The 26,173-nt window shown below is 70.5% G+C and carries 23 protein-coding genes and 1 riboswitch; of the genes, 11 read left to right on the forward strand and 12 right to left on the reverse strand.

The window, feature by feature from the left end; genetic code table 11:
- Positions 1-23 precede the first annotated feature (23 nt).
- The 4 genes from cydD to hisC all read right to left on the reverse strand — a co-directional run bounded on the left by cydD (position 24) and on the right by hisC (position 7,421).
- Positions 24-3,629, reverse strand: coding sequence for a thiol reductant ABC exporter subunit CydD (cydD, locus tag ABZX30_RS04660; RefSeq protein WP_355928777.1), 3,606 nt, complete (start codon positions 3,627-3,629; stop codon positions 24-26).
- 12 nt (positions 3,630-3,641) lie between these two features.
- Positions 3,642-4,646, reverse strand: a complete 1,005-nt coding sequence (cydB, locus tag ABZX30_RS04665; protein ID WP_355928779.1) for a cytochrome d ubiquinol oxidase subunit II — start codon at positions 4,644-4,646, stop codon at positions 3,642-3,644.
- A 27-nt stretch (positions 4,647-4,673) separates the two neighbouring features.
- Complete coding sequence (locus ABZX30_RS04670) at positions 4,674-6,182, reverse strand: cytochrome ubiquinol oxidase subunit I (RefSeq protein WP_355928781.1); 1,509 nt, start codon at positions 6,180-6,182, stop codon at positions 4,674-4,676.
- 159 nt (positions 6,183-6,341) lie between these two features.
- Positions 6,342-7,421 (reverse strand): histidinol-phosphate transaminase, encoded by a 1,080-nt coding sequence (hisC, locus tag ABZX30_RS04675; RefSeq protein WP_355928784.1) that lies wholly within the window; start codon positions 7,419-7,421, stop codon positions 6,342-6,344.
- Between the two features lie 440 nt (positions 7,422-7,861).
- On the opposite strand from hisC, the gene ABZX30_RS04680 reads away from it, so the two are divergent.
- The 3 genes from ABZX30_RS04680 to ABZX30_RS04690 all read left to right on the forward strand — a co-directional run bounded on the left by ABZX30_RS04680 (position 7,862) and on the right by ABZX30_RS04690 (position 11,380).
- Positions 7,862-8,974 carry a LacI family DNA-binding transcriptional regulator gene (locus ABZX30_RS04680; RefSeq protein ID WP_355928786.1) on the forward strand — a complete coding sequence of 371 codons (1,113 nt, stop codon included), beginning with the start codon at positions 7,862-7,864 and terminating at the stop codon, positions 8,972-8,974.
- A gap of 280 nt (positions 8,975-9,254) precedes the next feature.
- Positions 9,255-10,331 carry a metallophosphoesterase gene (locus ABZX30_RS04685; RefSeq protein ID WP_355928788.1) on the forward strand — a complete coding sequence of 359 codons (1,077 nt, stop codon included), beginning with the start codon at positions 9,255-9,257 and terminating at the stop codon, positions 10,329-10,331.
- A 182-nt stretch (positions 10,332-10,513) separates the two neighbouring features.
- Positions 10,514-11,380, forward strand: coding sequence for a hypothetical protein (locus ABZX30_RS04690; protein ID WP_355928791.1), 867 nt, complete (start codon positions 10,514-10,516; stop codon positions 11,378-11,380).
- 56 nt (positions 11,381-11,436) lie between these two features.
- Here ABZX30_RS04690 and thiC read toward each other — a convergent pair whose 3' ends face one another.
- Positions 11,437-13,221, reverse strand: coding sequence for a phosphomethylpyrimidine synthase ThiC (gene thiC / locus ABZX30_RS04695; RefSeq protein WP_355928793.1), 1,785 nt, complete (start codon positions 13,219-13,221; stop codon positions 11,437-11,439).
- Positions 13,214-13,370, reverse strand: a riboswitch (TPP riboswitch). (Overlaps the previous gene by 8 nt.)
- Before the next feature lie 72 nt (positions 13,371-13,442).
- Between thiC and ABZX30_RS04700 the strand changes: the two genes are divergently transcribed.
- Positions 13,443-14,846, forward strand: a complete 1,404-nt coding sequence (locus ABZX30_RS04700; protein ID WP_355928796.1) for a YibE/F family protein — start codon at positions 13,443-13,445, stop codon at positions 14,844-14,846.
- A gap of 89 nt (positions 14,847-14,935) precedes the next feature.
- On the opposite strand, the gene ABZX30_RS04705 is transcribed toward ABZX30_RS04700, so the two are convergent.
- The 4 genes from ABZX30_RS04705 to ABZX30_RS04720 all read right to left on the reverse strand — a co-directional run bounded on the left by ABZX30_RS04705 (position 14,936) and on the right by ABZX30_RS04720 (position 17,213).
- A complete protein-coding gene (locus ABZX30_RS04705; RefSeq protein ID WP_132855168.1) occupies positions 14,936-15,373 on the reverse strand; it encodes an SsgA family sporulation/cell division regulator in 438 nt (145 codons plus the stop codon).
- Positions 15,374-15,472: 99 nt separating this feature from the next.
- Positions 15,473-16,339, reverse strand: coding sequence for an IclR family transcriptional regulator C-terminal domain-containing protein (locus tag ABZX30_RS04710; RefSeq protein WP_355928799.1), 867 nt, complete (start codon positions 16,337-16,339; stop codon positions 15,473-15,475).
- Between the two features lie 197 nt (positions 16,340-16,536).
- On the reverse strand, positions 16,537-16,749 hold the full coding sequence (locus ABZX30_RS04715; protein ID WP_355928801.1) for a DUF5326 family protein: 213 nt from the start codon (positions 16,747-16,749) through the stop codon (positions 16,537-16,539).
- A 146-nt stretch (positions 16,750-16,895) separates the two neighbouring features.
- Complete coding sequence (locus ABZX30_RS04720; RefSeq protein ID WP_355928804.1) at positions 16,896-17,213, reverse strand: cupin domain-containing protein; 318 nt, start codon at positions 17,211-17,213, stop codon at positions 16,896-16,898.
- A gap of 58 nt (positions 17,214-17,271) precedes the next feature.
- On the opposite strand from ABZX30_RS04720, the gene ABZX30_RS04725 reads away from it, so the two are divergent.
- The 5 genes from ABZX30_RS04725 to ABZX30_RS04745 all read left to right on the forward strand — a co-directional run bounded on the left by ABZX30_RS04725 (position 17,272) and on the right by ABZX30_RS04745 (position 21,099).
- Positions 17,272-17,649, forward strand: coding sequence for a phage holin family protein (locus ABZX30_RS04725; RefSeq protein ID WP_355928807.1), 378 nt, complete (start codon positions 17,272-17,274; stop codon positions 17,647-17,649).
- Positions 17,650-17,656: 7 nt separating this feature from the next.
- Positions 17,657-18,199: a low molecular weight protein-tyrosine-phosphatase gene (locus tag ABZX30_RS04730; RefSeq protein ID WP_355928810.1), complete on the forward strand. Its 543-nt coding sequence runs from the start codon at positions 17,657-17,659 to the stop codon at positions 18,197-18,199.
- Positions 18,196-19,392: a cystathionine gamma-lyase gene (locus tag ABZX30_RS04735; RefSeq protein ID WP_355928813.1), complete on the forward strand. Its 1,197-nt coding sequence runs from the start codon at positions 18,196-18,198 to the stop codon at positions 19,390-19,392. The genes ABZX30_RS04730 and ABZX30_RS04735 overlap by 4 nt, the downstream gene beginning before the upstream one ends.
- A gap of 230 nt (positions 19,393-19,622) precedes the next feature.
- Positions 19,623-20,528: a LysR family transcriptional regulator gene (locus tag ABZX30_RS04740; protein ID WP_355928816.1), complete on the forward strand. Its 906-nt coding sequence runs from the start codon at positions 19,623-19,625 to the stop codon at positions 20,526-20,528.
- A gap of 88 nt (positions 20,529-20,616) precedes the next feature.
- On the forward strand, positions 20,617-21,099 hold the full coding sequence (locus ABZX30_RS04745) for an NUDIX hydrolase (protein WP_355928819.1): 483 nt from the start codon (positions 20,617-20,619) through the stop codon (positions 21,097-21,099).
- A 3-nt stretch (positions 21,100-21,102) separates the two neighbouring features.
- On the opposite strand, the gene ABZX30_RS04750 is transcribed toward ABZX30_RS04745, so the two are convergent.
- Entirely contained in the window at positions 21,103-22,407 is a 1,305-nt protein-coding gene (locus tag ABZX30_RS04750) for a globin domain-containing protein (RefSeq protein WP_355928822.1), read from the reverse strand.
- A gap of 486 nt (positions 22,408-22,893) precedes the next feature.
- Here ABZX30_RS04750 and ABZX30_RS04755 point away from each other — a divergent pair, with 486 nt between their 5' ends.
- Complete coding sequence (locus ABZX30_RS04755; RefSeq protein ID WP_355928825.1) at positions 22,894-23,760, forward strand: GNAT family N-acetyltransferase; 867 nt, start codon at positions 22,894-22,896, stop codon at positions 23,758-23,760.
- A gap of 69 nt (positions 23,761-23,829) precedes the next feature.
- Here the strand turns inward: ABZX30_RS04755 and ABZX30_RS04760 are convergent, their stop codons facing one another.
- Positions 23,830-24,249 carry a heme-binding protein gene (locus tag ABZX30_RS04760; protein ID WP_355928828.1) on the reverse strand — a complete coding sequence of 140 codons (420 nt, stop codon included), beginning with the start codon at positions 24,247-24,249 and terminating at the stop codon, positions 23,830-23,832.
- Between the two features lie 54 nt (positions 24,250-24,303).
- Positions 24,304-25,512: an MFS transporter gene (locus ABZX30_RS04765; RefSeq protein ID WP_355928831.1), complete on the reverse strand. Its 1,209-nt coding sequence runs from the start codon at positions 25,510-25,512 to the stop codon at positions 24,304-24,306.
- Positions 25,513-25,659: 147 nt separating this feature from the next.
- Between ABZX30_RS04765 and ABZX30_RS04770 the strand changes: the two genes are divergently transcribed.
- Complete coding sequence (locus ABZX30_RS04770) at positions 25,660-26,118, forward strand: MarR family transcriptional regulator (protein ID WP_355928834.1); 459 nt, start codon at positions 25,660-25,662, stop codon at positions 26,116-26,118.
- Positions 26,119-26,173: the final 55 nt, after the last annotated feature.

Here is a 26,173-nt window from a genome sequence, read left to right on the forward strand (position 1 = left end):
GGGCCGGGGCGGGGCGCCGGATGTCAGCGGACACCGGCCGCCGCCTCCACCTCCTCCGCCGACGCCTCCCCCGCCGACGCCTCCGCCCCCGCCTCCCGCCGAGCCATCCGGCGCAGCGGACCGGCCACGGCGGCCAGCTCGGCGTACGGCCCCCGCTGCACCACCCGCCCCTCGTCCAGCACGACCACCTCGTCCACGGCCTCCAGTCCGGCCAGCCGGTGCGTGATGAGCAGGGTCGTGCGGCCCTCGGTGGCGGCCAGCAGATCGGCGGTGAGCGCGTCGGCCGTCGGCAGGTCCAGGTGCTCGGCGGGCTCGTCGAGCACCAGCACCGGGAAGTCGGCCAGCAGCGCGCGGGCCAGCGCCAGCCGCTGCCGCTGTCCGCCCGACAGCCGCGCCCCGTACTCGCCGATCAGCGTGTCGAGCCCGTGGGGCAGTCCGTCCACCCAGTCGAGCAGCCGGGCCCGCGCGAGGACGTCCCGCAGCTCCGCCTCGGTGGCGTCCCTCTTCGCCAGCAGCAGGTTCTCGCGCACGGAGCTGTCGAAGAGGTGCGCGTCCTGCGCGCACAGCCCGACCAGCCGCCGCACGTCGTCGCCGTCGAGCGCGCGGGCGTCGACACCCGCCAGCGTCCAGGAGCCCGCCCGCGGATCGAGGAACCGCAGCAGCACCTGGGCGAGCGTCGTCTTGCCGGACCCGGACGGTCCGACGACGGCCACGCGCCGCCCCTCGGCGAGCGTCAGGTCCAGCCCGGCGAGCGCGTCCCGGCCCGCTCCCGGGTAGCGGGCGGCCAGCCCCTCGAGGACGACCGGGAACGGTGACGCGGGCGCCTGCCGGGGCCGTTCCGGCTCCCGTACGGGCTCGGGCGCGTCCAGCACCTCGTACACGCGCTCCGCGCTGCGGCGCACCCGCTGCCGGTACCGCACGGCGAGCGGCATGCCCAGTACGGCCTCGAAGGCAGCCAGCGGCGTCAGGACGACCACGGCCATCGCCACGCCGCTCAGCCGGCCCGCGGCCACCGCCTGGGCGCCCAGCAGGGCGGCGGCGGTGACGGTCAGGCCGGAGCACAGCGCGGTGAGCCCGTCACCGAGCGCGGTGGCGGCGGCGGCGCGCCGCGCGATCCAGGTGAGGGTGCCGTCGGCCCGCCGCGCCTCGTCCGTACGGGCGGGCAGAGCACCGGCGACGGTCAGCTCGGCGGTGCCGGTCAGCAGGTCGGTCACCCGGGTCGCGAGCACTCCTCGGGCGGGCGCCAGCCGCCGCTCGGCCCGCCGGGCCACGGCAGCGGTCAGCAGCGGCACCCCGGCCCCGGCCGCGAGCAGTCCCACGGCGAGCGCGGCGCCGGCCTCGGGCAGCAGCCAGGCGGTGAAGCCGACGGAGGCGGCGGAGACGGCCGCCGCGATGCCGGCCGGCAGCAGCCAGCGCAGCCAGTAGTCCTGCAGCGCGTCCACGTCGGTGACCAGCCGGGTGAGCAGGTCGCCGCGCCGGGTCCGCCGCAGCCCGGCCGGGGCGAGCCGCTCCAGCCGCCGGTACACGGCGACCCGGGTGTCGGCCAGCATTCGCAGCACGGCGTCGTGCGACACCAGCCGCTCCGCGTAACGGAACACCGCCCGCCCGATCCCGAAGGCCCGCGTGGCCGTCACGGCCACCATCAGGTACAGCACGGGCGGCTGTTGCGAGGCCCGGGAGATGAGCCACCCCGAGGTCGCCATCAGCCCCACGGCACTGCCGAGCGCCAGGGCCCCGAGCAGGAGCGCCAGCGCGAGCCGGGCGCGGCGCGGGCCGGCGAGGGCACGGACACGGCCGAGGACGTTCCCCGAGGATACCGCGGGGTGCGCCTCCGGCCCGTCCTCCGTGGGGGCGGCGTCCGGTGCCGGTCCGGTCCCCGTCGCCGTGGAGGTCCGCGAGCGGGGGGCCAGGGGCACGGGCGAAGCGGGGGACACAGCAGACACGGCAGGCATGGCGGACACAGCAGGCACGGCGGACACGGGAGGCTCGGCCTCCGCCAGGCGCACCACCCGGTCCGCCACGTCCAGCAGCGCCGGCCGGTGCACCACCAGCAGCACGGTCCGCCCCACGGCCAGCCGCCGGACCGCCGCCACCACGTCGGCCTCCGTCGCGCCGTCCAGCGCGGCGGTCGGCTCGTCCAGCAGCAGCACGGGCCGGTCGGCGAGGAAGGCCCGGGCCAGCGCGAGGCGCTGGCGCTGGCCGGCCGACAGCCCGGCCCCGTCCTCCCCGAGCACCGTCGCGACACCCTCGGGCAGCGCGTCCACGAACTCCAGCGCCCCCGCGTCCCGCAGCGCCCGGCGGACCGCGTCCTCGTCGGCGCCCGGGCGGGCCAGCCGTACGTTCTCCGCGATCGTTCCGGCGTACAGGTGCGGCCGCTGCGGCACCCACGCGATCCGTGACCGCCACTGCCCGGGGTCGAGGCCGGCGAGATCGGCTCCCCCGATCCGCACCTGGCCCGCGTCCGGCCGCACGAACCCCAGCAGCACGTCCAGCAGCGTCGACTTGCCCGCGCCGCTCGGTCCGACCAGTGCCACCGTCTCCCCGGGTGCGACCGTGAAGGACACATCCGTCACGGCGTCCGCGGAACGTCCCGGATAACGGACGGTCACGCCCTCGAAGGCCAGCTCGAGGGCCGCCGCACCCGACGGCACCGCACCGTTCCCGGCCGCCGGGACGGGCGTCTCCAGCACGGCGAAGATGTCCTCGGCCGCAGCGAGCCCCTCCGCCGCCGCGTGGTACTGCGCGCCGACCTGGCGCAGCGGCAGGTACGCCTCCGGCGCCAGCACCAGGATGACCAGACCGATGTACAGGTCCATGTCGCCGTGGACCAGCCGCATGCCGATCGTGACGGCGACCAGCGCGACGGAGAGCGTGGCGAGCAGTTCCAGCGCGAAGGAGGAGATGAAGGCGATGCGCAGGGTCCGCATCGTCGCCTGCCGGTAGGCGCCGGTGATACGCCGGATGGACTCGGCCTGTGCCTTGGCGCGCCCGAAGACCTTCAGCGTGGGCAGCCCGGCCACGACGTCCAGGAAGTGCCCCGAGAGCCGGGAGAGCAGCCGCCACTGACGGTCCATGCGGGACTGGGTGGCCCAGCCGATCAGCATCATGAAGAGCGGAATGAGCGGCAGCGTGCCGACGATGATGGCCGCCGACACCCAGTCCTCGGTGACGATCCGCGCCAGCACCGCGACCGGTACCACCACGGCGAGCCCCAACTGCGGCAGATAGCGCGAGAAGTAGTCGTCCAGGGCATCGACGCCCCGGGTGGCCAGCGTGACCAGCGAGCCGGTCCGCTGCCCGCTGAGCCACCCGGGACCGAGTGCCGCCGCCCGCTCGAGGAGCCGCCCGCGCAGTTCCGACTTCACCGCCGCACTGGCCCGGTGCGCGGCCAGTTCGGTGAGCCAGGAGACCAGGGCACGGCCGGCCGCCACGCCCGCCAGCAGCAGCAGGGGAGTGCTCAGTTCAGCGGCGGACCGGCCCTGCTGGAAGGCGCCGACCACCACCTCGGCGATGAGCATGGCCTGGGCGATGACCAGCCCCGCCCCGGCAGCGCCCAGGCCGACGACGGCCACCAGGAAGAGCCGGGTGGCCCGGGCGTACCGGAGGAGACGCGGATCGATCGGTTTCACGTGAAACACACCTCAGTGCACTGATTCAGCAAGGTGCTGGGTCCCGATCCGCTTCCGGAAGACCCAGTAGGTCCACCCCTGGTACAGCAGCACGATCGGCGTGGCGATCGCCGCACACCAGGTCATGATCTTCAGGGTGTACGGGCTGGACGAGGCGTTGGTGACGGTCAGGCTCCAGTCCCCGTTGAGCGTGGACGGCATGACGTTCGGGAAGAGCGACAGGAAGAGCATCGCCACCGCGGCGACGATCGTGATCCCGGACAGGGCGAACGACCAGCCCTCACGCCCTCTCTGGTTGGCCACGAGCGCCGCGACCAGCGCCGCGACGGCGACGGCCAGGGCGACCAGGCTCTTGCCGTCGCCGCTGTCGATCTGCGTCCACAGGAGGAAGACCAGCGCGAGGACGGCCGTTGCCGAGCCGACCCGCAGGGCCAGGCTCCGCGCCCGCTCCCGGATGTCGCCGACGGTCTTCAGCGCCGTGAACACCGCTCCGTGGAAGGTGAACAGGGTCAGCGTCACCAGCCCGCCGAGCAGCGCGTACGGGTTGAGCAGGTCCAGCAGGTTCCCGGTGTACTCGAAGTTCTGGTCGATCTTCACGCCTCGCACGATGTTGCCGAAGGCCACGCCCCACAGGAAGGCGGGGATCAGCGAGGTCCAGAAGATCGCCGTCTCCCAGTTGCGCTGCCAGTCCTCCTCGGGCCGCTTGGCCCGGTACTCGAAGGCGACGCCCCGGACGATCAGGCAGACCAGGATGATCAGCAGCGGCAGGTAGAAGCCGGAGAACAGCGTGGCGTACCACTCGGGAAAGGCGGCGAAGGTCGCGCCGCCCGCCGTCAGCAGCCACACCTCGTTGCCGTCCCAGACGGGGCCGATGGTGTTGATCAGCACCCGCCGCTCGGGACGGTCACGGGCAAGCAGCTTGGTGAGGATGCCGACCCCGAAGTCGAAGCCTTCGAGGAAGAAGTAGCCGGTCCACAGGACGGCGATCAGGACGAACCAGACGTCGTGCAGTTCCATGACAGTGCAGCTCCCTTGGCCCGAGGCCTAGTACGAGAAGGCCATCGGCTTGTCGGCGTCACGGGTGTCGCCGCCGATCTTCGTGGGCGGGTTGAGGTCGTCCTCGGTGAGCTCGGGCGGCCCGGCCTTGACGTACTTCGCGAGCAGTTTGACCTCGACGACGGCGAGGACGGCGTACAGCGCGGTGAAGACGAGCATCGAGGTGAGGACCTCGCCCTGGGAGACACCGGGGGAGACGGCCTGGCGGGTCTGCAGGACGCCGTAGACGGCCCACGGCTGACGGCCCATCTCGGTGAAGATCCAGCCCCAGGAGTTGGCGATCAGCGGGAAGGCCAGCGTCCAGACCGCGATGCGCCAGTACCAGGTGGTGAGCTTGGGGGCGAGCGCCTTGTTGGGGAGCAGGGCCAGATGCGGCACCTCGTCGTCGCCCACCCGCAGGTGCTGCGGCAGCAGGAACTTCCTGCGGGTCAGCCACAGTCCGGCCAGGCCGATGGCGAAGGACGCCATGCCGAAGCCGATCATCCAGCGGAAGCCCCAGAAGGTGACGGGGATGTTGGGCCGGTAGTCGCCGGGGCCGAACTTCTGCTGCTCGGCCTTGTTCACGTCGTTGATGCCGGGCACGTACGAGGTGAAGTCGTCGTTGGCGAGGAAGGACAGCAGGCCGGGGATCTCGACGGCCACGGTGTTGTGGCCCTTCTCGACGTCGCCGTAGGCGAAGATCGAGAACGGCGCCGGCTCCTGGCCGTCCCACAGCGCCTCGGCGGCCGCCATCTTCATCGGCTGCTGCTTGAACATCACCTTGCCGAGGACGTCACCGCTGACCGCGGTGAGCAGACCCGCGATGACGACCGTGACCAGACCGAGCCGCAGCGAGGTCTTCATCTCCCGGACGTGCTTCTTGCGGCTGAGGTGGTAGGCGGCGATGCCGACCATGAAGGCACCGCCGGTCAGGAAGGCCGCGGAGAGGGTGTGGAAGGCCTGGCTGAGCGCGGTGTTCTGGGTCAGCACCGCCCAGAAGTCGGTGAGCTCCGCGCGGCCCTTGGCCTTGTTGATGCGGTAGCCGACGGGGTGCTGCATCCACGAGTTGGCCGCGAGGATGAAGTACGCCGACAGGATCGTGCCGACGGAGACCATCCAGATGCAGGCCAGATGGATCTTCTTGGGCAGCTTGTCCCAGCCGAAGATCCACAGGCCGATGAAGGTGGACTCGAAGAAGAACGCGATCAGGGCCTCGAAGGCCAGCGGGGCGCCGAAGATGTCGCCGACGAAGCGCGAGTAGTCGGACCAGTTCATGCCGAACTGGAACTCCTGCACGATGCCGGTGACGACTCCCATCGCGATGTTGATCAGGAAGAGTTTGCCCCAGAACTTCGTGGCCTTGAGGTACTTCTCCTTCTCCGTGCGCACCCACGCCGTCTGCAGCCCGGCCGTGAGGGCGGCCAGTGAGATCGTCAGGGGGACGAACAGGAAGTGGTAGACGGTGGTGATGCCGAACTGCCATCGCGCCAGCGTCTCCGGCGCCAAAGCCAACTCCACGTCGCCGGCCTCCTTACTAGACAAGCTTGTGAATGCGTTCACATTCACAAGTATTATGCCGCATAGCCGTTCGACGCCGGAGAGGCGGGGGGTCCCTCGTCCGGGGCCGACCGGTCCCACCCAGCAGGACCCGGTCGGCCCATGGACGTCTAGGACCGTCTAGGACTCCTTGCGGAAGGCCTCCGCCACCTTGACGAAGATGTCGTTCGCCTCGGTCTCGCCGACGGTCACCCGCACTCCCTCGCCCGGGAACGGCCGGACCACGACCCCGTGCTGCTCACAGGCCTCCGCGAACGCGACCGTGCGCTCCCCCAGCCGCAGCCACACGAAGTTGGCCTGGGTCTCGGGCACGGTCCAGCCCTGGGCGCGCAGCGCGCCGACCACGCGGTTGCGCTCGCAGACCAGGGAGCCGACCCGGCCGAGCAGCTCGTCCTCCGCGCGCAGCGAGGCGATCGCCGCCTCCTGCGCCAGCTGGCTCACGCCGAAGGGGACCGCCGTCTTCCGCAGCGCCGCCGCCACCGGCTCGTGGGCGATCGCGAAGCCGACCCGCAATCCGGCCAGGCCGTACGCCTTGGAGAAGGTCCGCAGCACGCAGACGTTCGGCCGGCTCCGGTAGAACTCGACACCGTCGGGCACCTCAGGGTCCCGGATGAACTCCCGGTAGGCCTCGTCCAGCACCACCAGCACATCACCGGGCACCCGGTCGAGGAAGCGCTCCAGCTCGGCCCGCCGCACGACGGTGCCCGTCGGGTTGTTGGGGTTGCAGACGAAGACCAGGCGGGTGCGGTCGGTGATCGCGTCCGCCATCGCGTCCAGGTCGTGCACGTCGCCCGGCGTGAGCGGCACCTGCACCGACCGCGCCCCGCTGATCTGCGCGATGATCGGGTACGCCTCGAAGGAGCGCCAGGCGTAGACCACCTCGTCGCCCGGCCCGCTGGTGGCCTGGACCAGCTGCTGAGCGACGCCCACGGAACCGGTGCCGGTGGCCAGGTGGGAGACCGGCACGCCGAAGCGCTCCGACAGCTCGTCCATCAGGCCGGAGCACGCCATGTCCGGATAGCGGTTGAAGGAGGAGGCCGCCGCGGTCACGGTCTCCATCACCCCGGGCAGCGGCGGGTAGGGGTTCTCGTTGGAGGACAGCTTGTACGCGACCGGCCCACCGGCCGCCGCGGGCCTGCCCGGCTTGTAGGTGGGGATCCCCTCCAGCTCGGCGCGCAGCTTGGGGCTCGTCTCGCTCACCGCAGTCCTCCTCGCGACCACCGGCGGACCATCAGCGCCGCCGGCTTCCCATGCTCCTCACCTTATGAGGATCGAGGGTTTCTGCGTACAGCCGGGCGACGACCTCGTACGTCTGGCCGGACATCCCTCTTGGCCCCACCGGCATCACGGGCATCACCGCCCCAAGGCGTACGTATCGGGGGGCGTGCCGCACATATATCTATGCGCGGGTGGCTCGCGCCCTGGCGCGCATCACCCGTGAAGGTGAGTTGAGACCTCTTCGAAACATCGGACACTTGGCAGGCCCATGTGCGCCGACACGCCACGTCTTGCCCCTAGAACGTTGAACTACCTTTGTTTCTAAGGTAGTTAACCTCGTATAACCATGCAGAAACGTGCCTGTCAACGCGTGCATATGCGTCCGCACCACCCCACCGCATGAGCCCTACTATCGGCTCGCCATGACAGCAGCAGGGAAGCACCAGGTGAGCCGCGCGGAAACCTCACGTCGAGGCAGCCGGCCGGGCCGGGCGGGCATCAGAGACGTCGCCGCCGCCGCCGGGGTCTCCATCACGACCGTCTCCGACGCCCTCAACGGCAAGGGCAGGCTCCCGGAGGCCACCCGCCGCCACGTCCGCGAGGTCGCCGACCGGCTGGGGTACCGCCCCTCGGCCGCCGCCCGGACCCTCCGTACCGGCAAGTCCGGACTGATCGGCCTGACCGTGACGACGTACGGGGATGAACCTTTCACCTTCACCGAGTTCGCGTACTTCGCCGAGATGGCCCGCGCGGCCACCTCGGCCGCGCTCGCCCGCGGCTACGCCCTCGTGATCCTGCCCGCGACCTCCCGCCACGACGTGTGGTCGAACGTCGCCCTGGACGGCACGGTCGTCATCGACCCCTCCGACCAGGATCCCGTGGTCAGCGAGCTGGTCCGGCAGGGCCTGCCGGTCGTCTCGGACGGCCGTCCCGCCGGAGCCCTCCCGGTCACCGCCTGGGTGGACAACGACCACGAGGCCGCCGTCCTCGGCATCCTCGACCACCTCGCCGCCGCCGGGGCCCGCCGGATCGGCCTGCTCACCGGAACGACCACGGACACCTACACCCACCTGTCGACCACCGCCTACCTGAACTGGTGCCAGCGGGTCGGCCAGGACCCGGTGTACGAGGCCTACCCGGCACACGACCCCTGCGCCGGCGCCGTCGCCGCCGACCGGCTGCTCGCCCGGCCCGACCGCCCGGACGCCGTCTACGGCCTGTTCGACCCGAACGGCACCGACCTGCTCGCCGCCGCCCGCCGCTACGGCCTGCGCGTCCCGGACGACCTGCTCCTGGTCTGCTGCAGCGAGTCCACCGTGTACGCCAGCACCGAGCCGCCCATCACCACGCTCTCCCTCAAGCCCCGCCGCATCGGCACGGCCGTGGTCCAGTTGCTGATCGACGCCATCGAGGGCGTGGAGTCGGACCACCCGGTGGAGCAGGTGATACCGACGGAGCTGATCGTGCGCACCTCCTCCCAGCCCCGGCCGCCCCGCACGACCGTCAGCCCGCCGCGCGCACCGGAGAGAAGCTGACGGCCGGGTCGCGTGCCGCGGCGGAGGGGGAGCGTCCGGGGACTGTGCGGACGAGGCCCGAACGGGGACGGCAAACGGTCGGCAGCGGGATCAGTAGTCGGCCGAACCCCTGCCCAAACGGGGCGAAAGCCACGGTGAACTGGTCTCTTGCTCCGATTCACCACCCCTGGGTCATCACATGGCGCGATCCGCATTCCTATGATGGGCCCACGACACCGCGGGCCGCTGCGACCAGGCAGTCCGATGCGGTGCAGATGCGGCGCGATGGTGGAGGGGTCTGATGACTCAGGGGGCCGGTCAGGGACCCGAGGTGGAGCGGACGGCGACGTTGCGCGACTTCCGGGTGCCCGCGTACGTCCACGAGACCGGTCCGTACCCGCACAGCGTCCACCCCGGCGACGCCGTCCCCACGCTCGATGAGGCGGCCTACCCGGAGGGGTACACACCCACGGAGCGCGACCTTCCCGTCATCAACCGTGGCGACACCCTCCAGGTGACCGTCGAGCCCGACCCCGCACCGGCCGCGCAGCCCGCCGTCGGCCCGGGACCGCTGTACGTCGTCGGCGACGTGCACGGCTATCTCGACGAGCTGATCGCCGCCCTCCAGGAGAAGGGCCTGATCGACGCCGCCGGCCAGTGGTGCGCGGGCGCCGCCCGGCTGTGGTTCCTCGGTGACTTCACCGACCGCGGCCCGGACGGCATCGGCGTCATCGACCTGGTCATGCGGCTGTCCGCCGAGGCCGCCGCGGCCGGCGGCTACTGCAAGGCGCTGATGGGCAACCACGAGCTGCTGCTGCTCGGCGCCAAGCGGTTCGGCGACACCCCCGTCAACTCCGGCGCGGGCACCGCCACCTTCCAGGCGGCCTGGCTGCTCAACGGCGGCCAGAAGACCGACATGGACCGTCTCCAGGACCACCACCTGCAGTGGATGGCCCGCCTGGACGCCGTCGAGCTGGTCGACGGCTACCTGCTCGTTCACTCCGACACCACCGCCTATCTCGACTACGGCGACTCGATCGAAGCGGTCAACGACACCGTCCACGAGACCATCACCCGCAACGACGCGGACGAGGTCTGGGACCTGTTCCGCAAGTTCACCAAGCGCTTCTCCTTCCGCGAGGGCGGCGCCGAGGCCGTGCGCTCCCTCCTCGATACGTACGGCGGCACCCGCATCGTTCACGGCCACAGCCCCATCCCCTACCTCCTGGGCGAGGTCGGCTCCGAGGACGAGGACGAGGACACCGGCCCCGTGGTCGAGGGACCCCACGTCTACGCCGACGGACTGGCCATCGCGATGGACGGCGGAGTGACCATGGCCGGAAAACTGCTGGTCCAGCAACTGCCCCTGAGTGACTGAGCATTCGCCGGGCAGGGATTTCCCCGGCGGCGTTCGCGCAGGCAGACAGCCAATTTCCGGCAACCCCCTGTCACCGCGTGCCGTGACGGCTCTACCATCGGCTTATCCGTAGCAGGCTCCCCTCCGTTTCTGCCCGACGGCTCGTCGACGTGCGAGCCCCAAGCCCTACGGAGCATCGGGGGATGCACATGAACAGCGTTCCGCAGCACCTGCTGAACGAGGACCGCCAGGAATTCGAGCGGATCCTCGATGAGGCGCTGCGCTCCGCACCACACCGCCCGGAACTGGCCGCCGTGGGAGAGCGGCTGAACCACGAGCAACTGCGCACCATGGCGCTGAACGCCACCGCACTCATCACGGCGGCCGCGGCGACCGAGTACCAGCACTATGTGAAGGTCCGCGAGGAACTGCGCCGCCCGGCGCCACCCGTTCCGTCCTCCGTTCCCCTGTCCGGATCCACCGAGCCGGGCACGGATCCCATGGGCCTCGCCGCCTCGCTCGGCGAGGCCGCCGAGAACACCGGCGCGGGCGCCGTCGCCGTCGTCGCGGTTCTCGCCCCGGTCCTCGCCGGCACCGCCGCGGCGATCTTCCTCCTCGTCGGCTACGTCCTGCGGATGCTGGACCCGGCACCGGCCTTCGCCCAGACGATGATCACCACCGGCTGGGTGTTCGGCGCCATGACGGCGGTCGCGATCCTGGTCGCCGGCGTCGGCCTGCTCCTCACCGCCCTGCGCAACAGCCCGTCGCTCGGGGACGGACCCCACGGGGAGGTGACCGAGGAACTGGCCCGGGCCAGTGAGGCCTGGCGCGAGGCGCTCCTGGACCGCGGCATCCTGCCCTTCCTGCGGGAGGCGCTCGCCGCCCCCGGCACCGGCACACCGCACCGCATGACCCCGCCGGCGCCGACCGGACGCATGCCCCGGCTCGGCTACGACCGGCCGGGATTCAGCAGCCCCGACGACGGCACCACCCCGGGCCCGCGCCCGAGGTTCACCAGCCCGGACTACACGAGCCCGGACTTCGGCGGCCCGGAGCACCAGCCGGAATGATCCCCGGCTTGCGCCCCCGGCGGGGGCGCAAGCCGGACAGGCGGCGCGCGCGCGTGTCAGTCCGCGATCGGCAGGTACACCCGGTTCCCGCTCGCCGCGAACTCCTTCGACTTCTGTGCCATGCCCTCCTCGATCTCGGCCTTGCTGCCGCCGTGTTCACGCCTGATGTCCTGTGAGATCTTCATGCTGCAGAACTTCGGCCCGCACATGGAGCAGAAGTGGGCCGTCTTGGCGGGCTCGGCCGGAAGCGTCTCATCGTGGAACTCCCGTGCCGTGTCCGGGTCGAGGGCGAGGTTGAACTGGTCCTCCCACCGGAACTCGAAGCGGGCGTCGGACAGCGCGTCGTCCCATTCCTGGGCACCCGGGTGGCCCTTGGCGAGGTCGGCCGCATGGGCGGCGATCTTGTAGGTGATGACGCCGGTCTTGACGTCGTCACGGTTGGGCAGGCCCAAGTGCTCCTTGGGCGTGACGTAGCAGAGCATCGCCGTGCCCCACCAGGCGATCATCGCGGCACCGATGCCGGAGGTGATGTGGTCGTACGCCGGTGCGACGTCCGTGGTCAGCGGGCCGAGCGTATAGAACGGAGCTTCATCGCAGATCTCCTGCTGAAGGTCGATGTTCTCCTTGATCTTGTGCATCGGGACGTGACCCGGGCCCTCGATCATGGTCTGTACGTCGAAACGCCTGGCGATCCGGTTGAGTTCCCCGAGCGTGCGGAGTTCCGCGAACTGCGCCTCGTCGTTGGCGTCCGCGACCGAGCCGGGCCTGAGTCCGTCGCCCAGCGAGTACGTGACGTCGTAGGCGGCGAGGATCTCGCAGAGCTCCTCGAAGTTCTCGTACAGGAACGACTCCTTGTGGTGCGCCAGGCACCAGGCCGCCATGATCGAGCCGCCGCGCGAGACGATGCCGGTCTTGCGGTTGGCCGTGAGCGGCACGTACGCCAGCCGCACTCCGGCGTGGACGGTCATGTAGTCCACACCCTGCTCGGCCTGTTCGATGACCGTGTCCTTGTAGATGTCCCAGGTCAGTTCCTCGGCCCTGCCGTCCACCTTCTCCAGCGCCTGGTAGAGCGGCACCGTGCCGATAGGGACGGGGGAGTTGCGCAGCACCCACTCACGGGTGGTGTGGATGTTACGGCCGGTGGACAGGTCCATCACCGTGTCGGCGCCCCAGCGGGTCGCCCAGGTCATCTTCTCGACCTCCTCCTCGATGGAGGACGTCACCGCCGAGTTGCCGATGTTGGCGTTGACCTTCACCAGGAACCGCTTGCCGATGATCATCGGCTCGATCTCCGGGTGGTTGACGTTGGCGGGCAACACGGCCCGGCCCGCCGCGATCTCCTCGCGGACGACCTCCGGTGAGACGTTCTCCCTCAGCGCCACGAACTCCATCTCGGGCGTGATCACACCTTGACGGGCATAGGCGAGCTGGGTGACCGCCTGGCCGTCCCGGCCCCTGCGCGGCTGGCGGGAGCGTCCGGGGAAGACCGCGTCGAGGTTGCGCAGTCCGCCCCGGGGCGAGGTGTGCTTGATCCCGTCGTCCTCAGGACGGACGGGACGGCCCGCGTACTCCTCGGTGTCGCCGCGGGCAATGATCCAGTTCTCCCGCAGCGGCGGCAGACCCCTGCGGACGTCGGTTTCGACGAGTGGATCGGTGTACGGGCCGGAGGTGTCGTACAGCGTGACCGACTGTCCGTTGGTCAGGTGCACCTGACGGACCGGCACGCGCAGGTCGGGGCGCGAACCCTCGACATACCCCTTGTGCCAGCCGATGGACTTCCCGGCCTCCTCGCCGCTGGAGAGCTGCGTGGAGGCAGGCGTGCGTGCGTCCTTGTTGGTCATGAGACCTACTCCCTACGCCGGCATTACCCGGTAACAGGTTCGGCGGTCGACGCAGCGGTTTCCGTCCATCGGTGTTCCACGTGAAACATCGCGAAGACGGAGGTCAGCGCCCTCTCAGCCCGGTGCTCCGAGCTCCCGCGTGTGCAAAGGTGCCTCCACGCTAGCGTCATTCGTGGCGCGGTGAACAGTGCGCCTCCGCCCGTTCTTGCAATGATCGGGCGGTGACCACGACGCACCAGCCCACATATCCGCCCGGCGAACCGCCGCACGACCGCAACCACGGCCACGGCCACGGCGGGGGGCACGGGCACGGCGGGGGGCACGGGCACTCCCACAGTCACAGCCACGGGCCCGCGGCCCCGGTCTCCCAGCATCTACGCAAGGTCATCGCGGCCGTTCTGATCCCGTTCACCGCGGCGGTCGTGGTGGGGCTCGTGGTGCTCTGGCCGGGCGGCGCCCCTGCGCACGAGCGGACGGGAGTCGGCTTCGACCGGCAGACGCGGCAGGCCACGGTCACCAAGGTCGTCGAGATCAGCTGCGGGTCGGTCAACGGCTCCGGGGGCACCTCGACCGGTGACACCTCCACGGCCGAGGGCGGCGCCGCGCAGCAGAAGTCGGGCGATACCTGCAAGAAGGCGACGATCCGGGTCGATTCCGGCAAGGACAGGGGCCGTACGTTCACGGAGATCGTGCAGCCGGACCAGTCGCGGCAGTTGCACCAGGGCCAGCAGGTGGTGGCCGCCTACGAACCCTCGGCACCCAAGGACCTGCAGTACTCGGTGACCGACGTCAACCGGCGCTTCCCCATGGCGCTGCTGGCCGGGATCTTCGCACTCGCCGTCGTGGTCGTCGGGCGGATGCGTGGCGTCATGGCGCTGGTGGCGCTGGCTGTCAGCTTCCTGGTCCTCACCTTCTTCATCCTGCCCGCGATCCTGCAAGGGTCGGACCCGCTGACCGTGGCAGTGATCGGCTCCAGCGCCATCATGCTGATCGCGCTCTACCTGTGCCACGGACTGTCGGCCCGTACCTCGGTGGCTGTCCTCGGCACCCTGGTCTCGCTGTCGCTGATCGGCGTCCTCGGCAACCTGTTCATCGACTGGGCCGCGCTCACCGGCAACACGGACGACAGCACCGGACTGATCCACGGCCTGTACCCGTCGATCGACATGAGCGGTCTGCTGCTCGCCGGTGTCATCATCGGTTCGCTCGGTGTCCTGGACGACGTGACGGTGACGCAGACCTCGGCCGTGTGGGAGCTGCACGAGGCCAATCCGTCGATGAGCCGGCGAGGGCTGTACCGTGCGGGCATCCGCATCGGCCGCGACCACATCGCCTCCGTGGTCAACACACTCGTGCTGGCCTACGCGGGCGCCGCGCTGCCGCTGCTGCTGCTGTTCTCCATCGCCCGGAGCGGCGTGGGCACGGTCGCCAACAGCGAGCTGGTGGCGGAGGAGATCGTACGCACACTGGTGGGCTCGATCGGTCTGGTGGCCTCCGTACCGGTCACCACCGCCCTCGCGGCTCTGGTGGTGGCGGCCGATCGTCCGGCAGAGGAGCCGGCCGCGGCCACCGTGGCCCCGTCGGCTCCGTCACGTGGCGGCCGGGGCAGGCGCCGGAAGCGGTGAGGCTCCGTCAGGGGCCGACGGCCCCCGGAGAAGCGTTACTGCAACACCCCGTGGTGAGGCGGAGCTTGCGGCGCCTGTGCCGTGACGCGTCAGCCGGCGCTCTGTTCCTCGGCCAGGATGCGGTCCAGGGCCTCGTCGAGGTGGGCGTCGAAGTCGGCCAGTGCCCCCTCCTGCCCCAACGGCACCAGCTTGTCCGTACGGTCGAGGAAGGCCACCAGCGGCGGCGTCGACGAGCGGAACAGGGCCTGGTCGGTTCCCACCTGAAGCCGGATCAGCACCTCGCCCAGCGCCTCGGGCCCGGCGGGCGCGATGCGCACATCGCCGTCGCCGCACGGTCGGCCCACCCCGTCGATGAGCAGCTCGCGTCCGAAGGCCCAGGTCACCGGGGCGTCTCCGGGCAGGTGGAAAGTCAGCCGCACGGCATAGGGATCACATGTCTCGTACCGCAGTTCCACGGGGATGCGGAAGGAGAGCTCCTCCGACACGAGAAAGCTCATCATGACTTCTGCCTGTACGGACTCGCGCATCGCCCATCCCGTCATAGGACATCGACTGGCCGGTAATGATCCCTTTGATCCTGGGGAAATCTTGCTCAACGTACACGAGAGATCACAAGGAGTGAGTTTTCAGATACTGATAGAGATCGCGATCGAGCCCAGATGCCGTCCGGCCTCTGCCTGAAGCTGCCGGACCGCGGGCAGCAGCCGGTCGGCCTGGTGGGACGGCAGTGAGATGGCGATCGTGGCAGCCGTGGTGCCGACGGTGATCGGGATCGCGGCGCAGACGGTGCCGAGCGCGTACTCCTGCCGCTCCGTCACCGGCTCCATCCGCCGGATCCGCTCGAGGCGCCGCAGCAGGGCGCCGTCGTCGCGCACGGTGTACGGCGTGAGGGACCGCACGGGATAACGGTCGAGGTGGTCGCGGCGCTCCTCCTCGTCCAACTGGGACAGCAGGCACTGGCCGATGGCGTGTGCGTGCCCGGTCTCACGGAAGTCGGCCCACTCCTCGACCGCCGGGTTGCCCGGACTGTCGGAGACGCACATGACCTCGATCTCGCCCTCGCGGTACATGGCGTAGTAGACCGGTACGCCGAGGGAGTCCCGGCAGTGCGCGAGCGCGCCGGCCAGCGTGCTGCGACGTTTCTGCTTCGCTCCGCTGCTGCCCAGCCGTTCGGCCGCCTCACCGAGGAAGAACAGGCCCTTCTCCCTGCGCAGATAGCCCTCGTGTACCAGCGTGCGCAGCAGGTGGTACGCGGTGGGGAGGGCGAGGCCGGTCTCGCGGGCCAGTTGCTTGGCGGGGGCTCCGTGCTCGTGACCGGCGACGGTCTCCAGCAGGCGCATCGCGCGCTGCACGGATCCGATCAGGGTCGCGGACTGCCGCTGTTCGGGGATCGCCACGGCGTGCGGCCGTCCGGCCGGAGGCGCGGCGGGATCTGGCTGGGGCTGGGTGGGGGGTGCGGGCGGTTCCGCGGGTGCGGTGTCGACCGTGGCCAAAAGGTCACTCCCGAAGCGCGAGGGGGCAGCCCGTGCAGGAGGAACACGGGTGGGGTGCGTGCCGTCCCCGGGGCTGGGCCCCGTGGCGAACTCCGGACTCTAACCGCCCGCCACCGCCCGCGGACCGCTCGCCCGGAAACTTCCCCCGCCCGAGGGAACCGGTGACCGCTGTTACCGTCACCGGCTCCCGCGACGGCTCACCACCCGCTGCGCGACGAGGAGCCCGCCATGAACTTCCGCACGACGTAGATGAGTCCGCCGACCAGGGCCACGAAGACCAGCGCCTTGAAGAGCAGGCCGATCACGAACCCCACGAGGGTGGCTATCAGGCTGCCGAACACGACCAGGGCGATGACCGGCACCGCGACCCACTTCACCCACCACGGCAGACCAGCGAAGATCTCTCGCATTGCCCTTGTCCCTTGCTCTCGAATGCTCTCGAAGTCGTGCTCCGGATGTCCTGCTCTCGATGCTAGGTCCACGAGCGGGTCCGGCGGGGGGCGCGCATCCCTTGTCCTCCCCTGACCGTTCCCCTAGGGAATCACCGGGTTCGGCTTCACGCCTCGGGCGGAGAGAACACCACCAGGACCCTGAGGTCCTCGCTGATGTGGTGGAACTTGTGGGCGACCCCGGCCGGGACGTACACCACGCTGCCCCGCGCCACCTGGGTGGTCTCCAGGCCGACCGTGAGGGAGGCACGGCCGCTGACGACGACGTACACCTCGTCCTGGTTGTGCGGCTTCTGCGGGTCGTGCTCGCCCGCGTCGAGGGCGTACAGACCGACCGACATGTTCCGTTCGCGCAGGAACTGGAGGTACGCACCCTCGTTTGCGGCGCGCTCCGCCTCCAGTTCGTCCAGCCGGAATGCCTTCATTCTCTTGTCGCCCTCGCCCTACTGCTCGCAGCCCGTCAGGTCTGCCACGATCAGACACATGAAGAATTTCATAGTCAAGACGATCGCCAACGCGGGTGCCCTGGCGGTCGCCGTATGGCTGCTCGACAAGATCACTCTGACCGGTGACAACACCGCCAAGAAGGCCGGCACGCTGATCGCCGTCGCCCTGGTCTTCGGCCTGGTGAACTGGCTGGTCAAGCCGATCCTCAAGGTGCTGACCTTCCCGCTGTTCATCCTCACGCTCGGTCTGTTCACCCTGGTCCTCAACGCGCTCATGCTGCTGCTGACCTCATGGGTGTGTGACAAGCTCGACCTGAGTTTCCACGTGGAGGGCTTCTGGACCGCCGTGCTCGGCGGCCTGATCATCTCGATCGTCTCCTGGGCACTGCACGTCGTCCTGCCCGATGAGGACTGAACCCGCCATGACCTACCGCGTCTGCTTCGTCTGCACCGGCAACATCTGCCGGTCCCCGATGGCCGAGTCCGTCTTCCGCGCGCGCGTGGCGGAGGCCGGACTGGAGGACCTCATCGAGGTCGACAGCGCCGGAACCGGTGGCTGGCACGAGGGCGAGGGCGCCGACCCGCGCGCCGTCTCCGTCCTGGAGGGCCACGGTTACGACAGCGACCACACCGCCCGCCGGTTCCAGGCGTCCTGGTTCGCCCGCCTCGACCTGGTGATCGCCCTCGACACCGGCCACCTCAAGGCACTGCGCCGCCTGGCGCCCACCGAGGACGACGCACGGAAGGTGCGGCTGCTGCGCTCCTACGCCCGTCCGTCATCCGGTCACCGCCCCGCGACGGGTGCTTCGCACGCACCAGCCGCGGACGCGGACGACGACCTCGACGTACCGGACCCGTACTACGGGGGCCTGGACGGCTTCGAGGAGTGTCTTGAGATGGTGGAGGAGGCGAGCACCGGTCTGCTCTCCGCGGTACGGCACGAGGTGGAAGGACGGGCGGCATGAGCGAATCGACTGCGGGCGGCACCGGCCCGGGCGCGGCAGGGGGCCCCGGCGGCGCCGCGTACGGCCGCTCCGGCTCCGGTGAGGGCACGCGCGCGGTGCGGGCCGGGCTGCCGGAGCCGGTCAAGCACGAGCCGGCCCTGCCCGGGCCCGTGTTCGCCGCCCACTTCCACCTGCCGGGCGATCCCACGGGTGCGTACACCTACGGCCGCGACGAGAACCCCACCTGGACCCTGCTGGAGCGCGCCATCGGCGAGCTGGAGGCCCCCGGACGGGACGGAGTGGAGACGCTGGTCTTCCCGTCCGGCATGGCCGCCACCTCCTCCGTACTGTTCTCCCAGCTGCGCACGGGGGACGCCGTCGTGCTGCCCAGCGACGGCTACCAGGCGCTGCCGCTGGTGCGCGACCGGCTGGAGGCGTACGGCATCGAGGTGCGCACCGCGCCCACCGGCGGCGACGCCCAGCTGGAGGTCCTCGACGGGGCGAGGCTGCTGTGGATCGAGTCGCCGGCCAATCCCGGGCTGGACGTCTGCGACATCCGGCGGCTCGTGGACGCGGCTCACGCGCAGGGTGCCCTGGTCGCCGTCGACAACACGCTCGCGACGCCGCTCGGGCAGCGGCCGCTGGAACTGGGCGCCGACTTCTCCGTGGCCAGTGGTACCAAGCAGCTGACCGGGCACGGGGACATCCTGCTCGGATACGTCACCGGCCGCAGCGGCGAGGCCATGGCCGCGGTGCGCCGCTGGCGCAAGATCGGCGGAGCGATCGCCGGGCCGATGGAGGCCTGGCTCGCCCACCGCTCCCTGGCCACGCTCCAGCTGCGGGTGGACCGGCAGACCGCCACCGCCCTGACCCTCGCCGAGGCCCTGCGGGAACGGCCCGAGGTGACCGGGCTGCGGTATCCGGGGCTGCCGGACGACCCCGCGCACCAGGTCGCCGCGCGGCAGATGCGCCGCTACGGGTGTGTCGTCTCCTTCACGCTGCCCACGCGCGCGCGTGCCGACCGTTTCCTCGCCGCCCTCCGGCTCGTGGACGAGGCGACCAGCTTCGGCGGGATCCGCTCCACCGCCGAACGGCGCGGCCGCTGGGGCGGAGACGCGGTGCCGGAGGGATTCATCCGGCTGTCGGTCGGCGCCGAGGACCCGGAGGACCTGGTGGCGGATGTGCTCCGGGCGCTGGAGGAGTCGGCGGACTGACAGCGGGACGTGTACCCGATGGAGTCCGGCCGTGCGGGACGGACGGTCCGAACCTCCCCCCTCGTGGCTCGGACCGTCCCGGTTCCGCGCGCGAAGAACCGTGCGAACCAGGCTAGTTGACTCTCCGTCAGTGTCCAATCACGCTAGCGACAGAGACCTATCGACTTACTTATAGTTGGACCCCGTCCGGGGGACGGGAGAAGGGCCGGGAAAAGGGGAGGGGCTGTTCCATGGATCTGGCCTTGCTGCGGACCTTCGTGACCGTGCACCGGGCCGGCTCCTTCACCCGCGCCGCCGCGCTTCTCGGTCTCTCCCAGCCGGCCGTCACCTCCCAGATCCGTACCCTGGAAAGACAGCTGGGCCGCCCGCTGTTCCTGCGGCAGGCGCGCGGGGTGACCCCCACGACCATCGGCGACGAACTCGCACACAAGGCGGCACCGCATCTGGACGCGCTCGTGGAGATAGCCGAGACCGGACTCGAGGAGGAGTTCTCGTCGCGCACACTGCACCTCGCCGGGCCGCCCGAGTTCACCGCGGAACGCGCGCTCCCCGCCCTCACCGAACTCGCCGGGAACGACGGGCAGGGCCTGGCACTGCGCGCCTCCTTCGGGAACGCGGAGGAGATCCTGGAAGGGCTCGCCGCCGGACATCATGATCTGGTCGTCAGCACGGCCCGCCCGCGCGGCGCCCTGCTCACGGCGACTCCGCTGTGCGACGAGGAGCACGTCCTGGTCGCCGCGCCTTGCTGGGCCGAGCGGATCGGCCCCGGGAAGCCGCGCCGCAAGGGCGCGCCCGCCCTGGAGAACCTGCCGGTGGTCGAGGTCCACGAGTCGCTGCCCTTCGTCTCCCGATACTGGGCCTCCGTCTTCGATTCCCGCCCCTCCACGTCGGGCACCGTCATCGTTCCCGATCTGCGGGCCGTCCTTGCCTGTGCGACCGCCGGGGCCGGCCTGGCGGTACTGCCCCGCTATCTGTGCACCGCCGCCCTTCAGCACGGTGACGTGGTCGCGCTGCACGAGCCGGCCGTGCCCCCGCTGAGGACGTACTTCCTGGTGGTGCGCACCGGCACGCTCGCGATGCCCCATGTCGCGCGGGCGCACGAGTGGCTTCAGCGCGCGGCCGCCGACTGGACCTGAGCTGGGGACGCACGGGGGTCACGCCATGCGCTCGACCGGTGGCAATATGCGATGTTTCACGTGGAACCAACCGGGCGACATTTCTCCCATGACCGTCCGACCCGTGGTCAAGCGCACCGCCCGTGCCGTCCTCCTCGACGGTGACGACCTGATCCTGATCAAGCGCACCAAGCCTGGTGTCGATCCCTACTGGGTGACTCCCGGTGGCGGGGTCGAACCCAGCGACACGACCGTCGTCGACGCCCTGCACCGTGAGGTGCATGAGGAACTCGGTGCCAAGATCACCGATGTGGTGCCCTGCTTCGTTGACACCGTGGAGCACATCGGCGAGAACAGCAGCGCGACCGGCGTGAAGGTGCAGCACTTCTTCGTCTGCCGGCTGGAGTCCATGGACCCCGCGCTGCGCCACGGCCCGGAAATGGAAGAGCCCGCCGGTGAGTACGAGATCGTCCGTGTGCCCTTCACACGGGTCGGCATCGCCTCCGTCCACCTCGTCCCGCTGTCCTTGCGGCACTACCTGGACGGCAACATCGAGGGTGTGAGGGCCATGCACGCCCCGGATCTGGGCTGAGGATCAGTTCCAGACGACCAGAAGTTCCTCGACCGAGTCATGGCGTATCCGCTCCGACGGGATACCGGCGTCCCTGAGAGCGGCGACGCCACTGCGGATCATCCCGGGCGGCCCGGAGAGATAAGCGTCGTACGCGGTCCACGGGCCGTACTCGCGTACGGCGTCGGGGAGCTGGAGGTGGGCCCGCTGGTCGACGATCGCGCGGACGGAGAGCCAGGGATGGCTGCGCTGCATCCGCATCATGGTGTCGATGTCGTACAGGTCGTGGTCGGTGCGGGCGCCGTAGAACACCTCGACGGGGCGGCGCTCGCCGTGCTCGGCGACTTCCTCGACCAGCGCCTTGATGGGGGCTATGCCGGTGCCTCCGCCGAGACAGAGCAGACCACTGCCGGTGGTGTGGTCGACGGTCATCGACCCGGTGGGCGGACCGAGCCGGACGACGTCCCCGGGGCGGGCCCGGTGCACCAGCGCGTTGGAGACCCAGCCCGCGGGAACGGCCTTCACATGGAAGGTCAGCAGTCCGTCGCTGCGTGGGGCGGAGGCGAAGGAATAGTGCCGCCAGACGCGCGGCCACCAGGGTGTCTCCACGCTCGTGTACTGCCCGGCGAGGAAGGGATAGGGCTGGTCCGGGCGGAGCGTGAGGACCGCGACGTCCGGCGTCCTGAGATCGTGCGCGACGACCTCGGCGTACCACCAGGCCGGCAGGCGCAGCTCGTCCGCGGCCGCCGCGTCGATCATGATCTGCGACATCCTCGTGTACGTCCGCACCCAGGCCGCCTCCGTCTCCGCGTCCCAGACGGCCGAGGTGTACCTGCTCAGCGCGCCGATCAGGCACTCACCGAGGGCCGGATAGTGCTCGGGCCGGGTGCCGTACTTGCGGTGACCGCGGCCGAGGTTCTGCAGGAAGTCGACGAGAACCGGGGTGTTGTCGATGTACTCGGCCGCCTTCAGCAGCGCCTTCAGCAGCCGGTCCCGCTGGACGTCCATCGCGGGCGGGAACAGCGACCGCAGTTCCGGGTGGCGCACGAAGAGCAGGGCGTAGAAGTACGAGGTGACCTCATCGGCCGTCGGGGTGACCTCGGCCAGGGTGCGGCGGATGCGGAGGGCGTCCGGGGAGGCGCCCTGGGCCTCCGAAGCTCCGCCGATGGCCGGAGGGAGGCCTTCGTGGCGCCTCTGGGGCGTCTCCCGACCACCGCCCGGTGGCTCGGTCGGCGCCGTGTGCGGCGTGAACCAGCCGCTCCCGCCGGACGTGTCGTTGTCCGCCGACGTGGTGGCCGGAGCGTCCATGGTGTGCCTCGCCTCGAACATCTTTCGGTCGGTCTGCGCACTTCCGGAATCCGAACGTGCCTGCTTTCCCCCCGCGGTCGTGTGCGGCGTCCCCCTTGAGTGGATTCCTCTGCCCGCATACCCGTAAATGCGGGCCTTCGATCTTTCCGGCTCATTGGGCCGCAACGCCCTGCTCTCGGCACGCACGGGACGGATGTGCTCCGTTCCGGACGTGAACCGGAGTCGACCCTACCGGCCGCCGCCCGCCGCACAAGCACCTCCTCGCTCCCCTTGAGAGTCGGACCGGACTCGAACCAGCTGATTGCACAATTACCGGGCGGCGCCCATGAATTGGTAGGTATCGCACAGATCCCGGCCTGCCGGACACTCATCGTTCGCCGACGTTTCACGTGAAACGCCCCTTGCCGGTCCATGCGCTGTGCGGACGGCTGCGACATGGCCAAAAGCACCTGCGTATACCTCGAAACAGGTGGACGCGCAGGGCACTGGTCGGACAGCCTGGCCTGCGTGCCGATTCCATCCCTCGACGCTCTGCCCATTCGCCGTCTGACGCTGCGCGATCTCACCGCCTGCGCGGACTTGTCCGAAGACCGGGGGTGGCCACGAGAGGAACACAAGTGGGGTTTCCTCCTCGTCGCCGGACGGGGGTACGGCATCGACGATCCCGACGGTGGACTGGTCGCCGCGTGCGTCGTCACGCAGTACGGCCCACCGGACCGCCCGGCTCTCGGTGCCCTCGGCATGGTCCTGGTCGCCGGGCGGCATGCCCGCCGGGGCGTCGGGCGCCGCCTGATGCGCCACGTCGTCTCCGCGATGGGGACCACGCCCCTGACCCTGCACGCGACGCCGTACGGCCGCCCGCTCTACGAGGAACTGGGCTTCAAGGTCACCGGCCGGGCGGAAATGGTCATGGGGAACTTCACCCCGGGCGGGCCGGAGCACGGCGTCCCGACGCGCGCGGCCGCCGCCGAGGACCTCACCTCGATCCTCCGGCTCGACGAGGAGGTGTTCGGGGCCGACCGCACCCACATCGTCACACGGCTTCCCGCCTTCGCCGACCAGTTGCGCGTCGCCGAGGAGAACGGCCGGATCATCGGGTACGCGGGTGCCTGGCCCAATATGGAGACCCAGGTGGTCGGACCGCTGATCGCCCGGGACACCGAGACGGCGCAGGCCCTTGTCGCCTCGCTCGCCGCCCACACGGACCGCCCGCTGCGCACCGACATCGACGTACGGCACGAAGGACTGCTGGCGTGGGTGAAAGAGCGCGGGATGGAGTCCGTCGCCTTCAACTCCGTCATGACCTACGGCGTCACCGACCTGCCCGGGGACTGGACCCGGCGGTTCGCTCCCCTGACGGTGGCAGCGGGCTGAGACGCCCCGCACACGGAACGCCGGCCACCACGGAATCGCGGGGCCGGCGTTCACGGCGGTCGTGAGTGATCAGCCGAGCGTCTCCGCTGCGGTGCGGGCGAAGCCGTGGTCCTGCTCCGGCGTGCCGCCGCCGACGCCGATCGCGCCGATCAGCCGGCCGTCGCGGTGGACCGGGATGCCGCCCGCGACGAACAGCAACGGGCGGTCCAGGGCGGTGGGCAGGGTGTGGAAGGGGACGCCCGGCTGGACGGCGTCCACGAGGTCGGCGGTGGGGGCGTTCAGCTGGAGCGCCGTGTAGGCCTTGCGGGTGCTGGTCTCGCCCGAGATCAGTACGGCCCGGTCGTCCCGGCGGAAGGCCAGCAGGTGGCCGCCTGCGTCCAGGACGGTGACGCTCACGGTGGCTCCTGCGGCCTCGGCCGCCTCCCGGGCCGTGTGCACGAGGGCCTCGGCGTCCCGCGTGGTGAGCGGGGCGACGGTGATGGTGCTCATGCGGGGTGCTTCTCCTGGTGCTGTTGCGGACATCGTGCTCGGGGGTGCGGTGGTTCAGTGACGGACGGCTGCGCGCTGCTCGGCGGGCGTACCGGAGGCCACCAGGGTGCTGCGGGCTGTGTCGCGGCGTTCGAGGGCCGCGGAGAGCAGGGCCAGCACCAGGGCCGCCGCCGCGAGGACGGCACCGACCCAGTTGGGAGCGGTGTAACCGAGACCTGCGCCGATCACCAGGCCGCCGAGCCAGGCGGAGAGCGCGTTGCCGAGGTTGAAGGCGCCGATGTTCACGGCCGACGCCAGGGTCGGGGCGCCGTGCGCCTGGTCGAGGACACGCTTCTGCAGGGGCGGCACGGTCGCGAAGCCCAGCGCGCCGATCAGGGAGATCGTCACCGCCGCAGCGATCTTGTTGTGCGCGGTGAGCGTGAACAGCGCGAGTACGACGGCCAGGGCGCCCAGCGAGGCGTACAGCATGGGCATCAGCGCGCGGTCGGCGAACTTGCCGCCGATCAGATTGCCGCCGACCATGCCGAGGCCGAACAGCACCAGGAGCCAGGTGACGGATCCGTCGGCGAATCCGGCGACGTGGGTCATCATCGGCGCGATGTAGGTGATGGCCGCGAAGACACCGCCGAAGCCGAGGACGGTCATCGCCATGGCCAGCAGAACCTGGGCGTTCCTGAAGGCAGCCAGTTCGTGGCGCAGGTGCACGCCCTGGGGCCTGGGCATCTCGGGAACCAGCTTGGCGATGCCGGCCAGCCCGACCACGCCGAGGGCCGCGACGATGCCGAAGGTGACGCGCCAGCCGACGTGCTGTCCGACGAGTGTGCCCAGGGGGACACCGATGACGTTGGCGACGGTCAGGCCGGTGAACATCATCGCGATGGCGCCCGCCTTCCTGTCCGGTGCCACCAGGTCGGCCGCGACGACCGAGCCGATGCCGAAGAAGGCGCCGTGCGCGAGGGAGGCGACCACACGCCCGATCAGCATGACCGCGAAGACGGGGGCGACGGCGGACAGCAGGTTCCCGGCGATGAACAGACCCATCAGCAGCATCAGCATCCGTTTGCGGGAAACCTTGGTGCCGAGCACGGTCATCAGGGGAGCCCCGAGCACCACACCGAGCGCGTAGCCGGTGACCAGCAGGCCCGCGGTGGGGATGGACACCCCGAAGTCGCCCGCGACTTCGGGCAGCAGGCCCATGATCACGAACTCGGTCGTTCCGATGCCGAAGGCCCCGATCGCGAGGGCCAGAAGCGCGAGAGGCATGTGGGGGTACACCCTTCCCAGACGATTGCATGTGCGCTTTGCGTGCGTCCACAATAGTTGCAGACGCGGGTTAAATGCAACCGCAGGCTATTGCGGTGCTGCCCTATCCTTGGAGTGCAGCCGCTCCGGGACGGAGGAGAACGCCACATGACAGCGACGGACCCCGCGCTCACCGCGCTCGCACAGGGCTGGTGCGCCCTCTCCCTGCTGCACGGGAGGATCGAGGCGCACATCGAGCGCGCCCTGCAGAGCGGACACGGCCTGAGCGTGCGCGAGTACTCCCTGCTGGACGTGCTCAGCCGCCAGCACGACGGCGAAGGAGGGCACCTGCAGATGAAGCAGGTCGCGGACGCGGTCGTCCTCAGCCAGAGCGCCACCACCCGGCTGGTCACCCGGCTCGAGGACCGCGGACTGCTCGAGCGCTACCTGTGCCCCACCGACCGCCGGGGCATCTACACGAACGTCACCGAGGCCGGGCTCGAACTGCTCCACGCGGCACGGCCCACCAATGACGCCGCCCTGCGCGAAGCACTCGACGAGGCGGCCAGGAGTCCCGAACTGGCACCGCTGGTACGCGTGGTGGAGTCACTGAACGTGCCTGCCTAGTGCTGTGGCCGGAAAGGTTTGCCGGGAAGCTCGCGGCGTCCGGTGCGGTGCCTCG

The sequence above is a fragment of the Streptomyces sp. NPDC004542 genome, assembly GCF_040610035.1.
In the GTDB taxonomy this organism is placed as follows: Bacteria; Actinomycetota; Actinomycetes; order Streptomycetales; family Streptomycetaceae; genus Streptomyces.

Coding starts and splice junctions, on each gene's coding strand:
- cydB (WP_355928779.1), bottom strand. CDS start 4,646: ATGGAACTGCACGACGTCTGGTTCGTCCTGATCGCCGTCCTGTGGACC.
- ABZX30_RS04680 (WP_355928786.1), top strand. CDS start 7,862: ATGACAGCAGCAGGGAAGCACCAGGTGAGCCGCGCGGAAACCTCACGT.
- ABZX30_RS04685 (WP_355928788.1), top strand. CDS start 9,255: ATGACTCAGGGGGCCGGTCAGGGACCCGAGGTGGAGCGGACGGCGACG.
- ABZX30_RS04690 (WP_355928791.1), top strand. CDS start 10,514: ATGCACATGAACAGCGTTCCGCAGCACCTGCTGAACGAGGACCGCCAG.
- thiC (WP_355928793.1), bottom strand. CDS start 13,221: ATGACCAACAAGGACGCACGCACGCCTGCCTCCACGCAGCTCTCCAGC.
- ABZX30_RS04705 (WP_132855168.1), bottom strand. CDS start 15,373: ATGCGCGAGTCCGTACAGGCAGAAGTCATGATGAGCTTTCTCGTGTCG.
- ABZX30_RS04715 (WP_355928801.1), bottom strand. CDS start 16,749: ATGCGAGAGATCTTCGCTGGTCTGCCGTGGTGGGTGAAGTGGGTCGCG.
- ABZX30_RS04720 (WP_355928804.1), bottom strand. CDS start 17,213: ATGAAGGCATTCCGGCTGGACGAACTGGAGGCGGAGCGCGCCGCAAAC.
- ABZX30_RS04725 (WP_355928807.1), top strand. CDS start 17,272: ATGAAGAATTTCATAGTCAAGACGATCGCCAACGCGGGTGCCCTGGCG.
- ABZX30_RS04730 (WP_355928810.1), top strand. CDS start 17,657: ATGACCTACCGCGTCTGCTTCGTCTGCACCGGCAACATCTGCCGGTCC.
- ABZX30_RS04735 (WP_355928813.1), top strand. CDS start 18,196: ATGAGCGAATCGACTGCGGGCGGCACCGGCCCGGGCGCGGCAGGGGGC.
- ABZX30_RS04740 (WP_355928816.1), top strand. CDS start 19,623: ATGGATCTGGCCTTGCTGCGGACCTTCGTGACCGTGCACCGGGCCGGC.
- ABZX30_RS04745 (WP_355928819.1), top strand. CDS start 20,617: ATGACCGTCCGACCCGTGGTCAAGCGCACCGCCCGTGCCGTCCTCCTC.
- ABZX30_RS04750 (WP_355928822.1), bottom strand. CDS start 22,407: ATGTTCGAGGCGAGGCACACCATGGACGCTCCGGCCACCACGTCGGCG.
- ABZX30_RS04760 (WP_355928828.1), bottom strand. CDS start 24,249: ATGAGCACCATCACCGTCGCCCCGCTCACCACGCGGGACGCCGAGGCC.
- ABZX30_RS04765 (WP_355928831.1), bottom strand. CDS start 25,512: ATGCCTCTCGCGCTTCTGGCCCTCGCGATCGGGGCCTTCGGCATCGGA.
- ABZX30_RS04770 (WP_355928834.1), top strand. CDS start 25,660: ATGACAGCGACGGACCCCGCGCTCACCGCGCTCGCACAGGGCTGGTGC.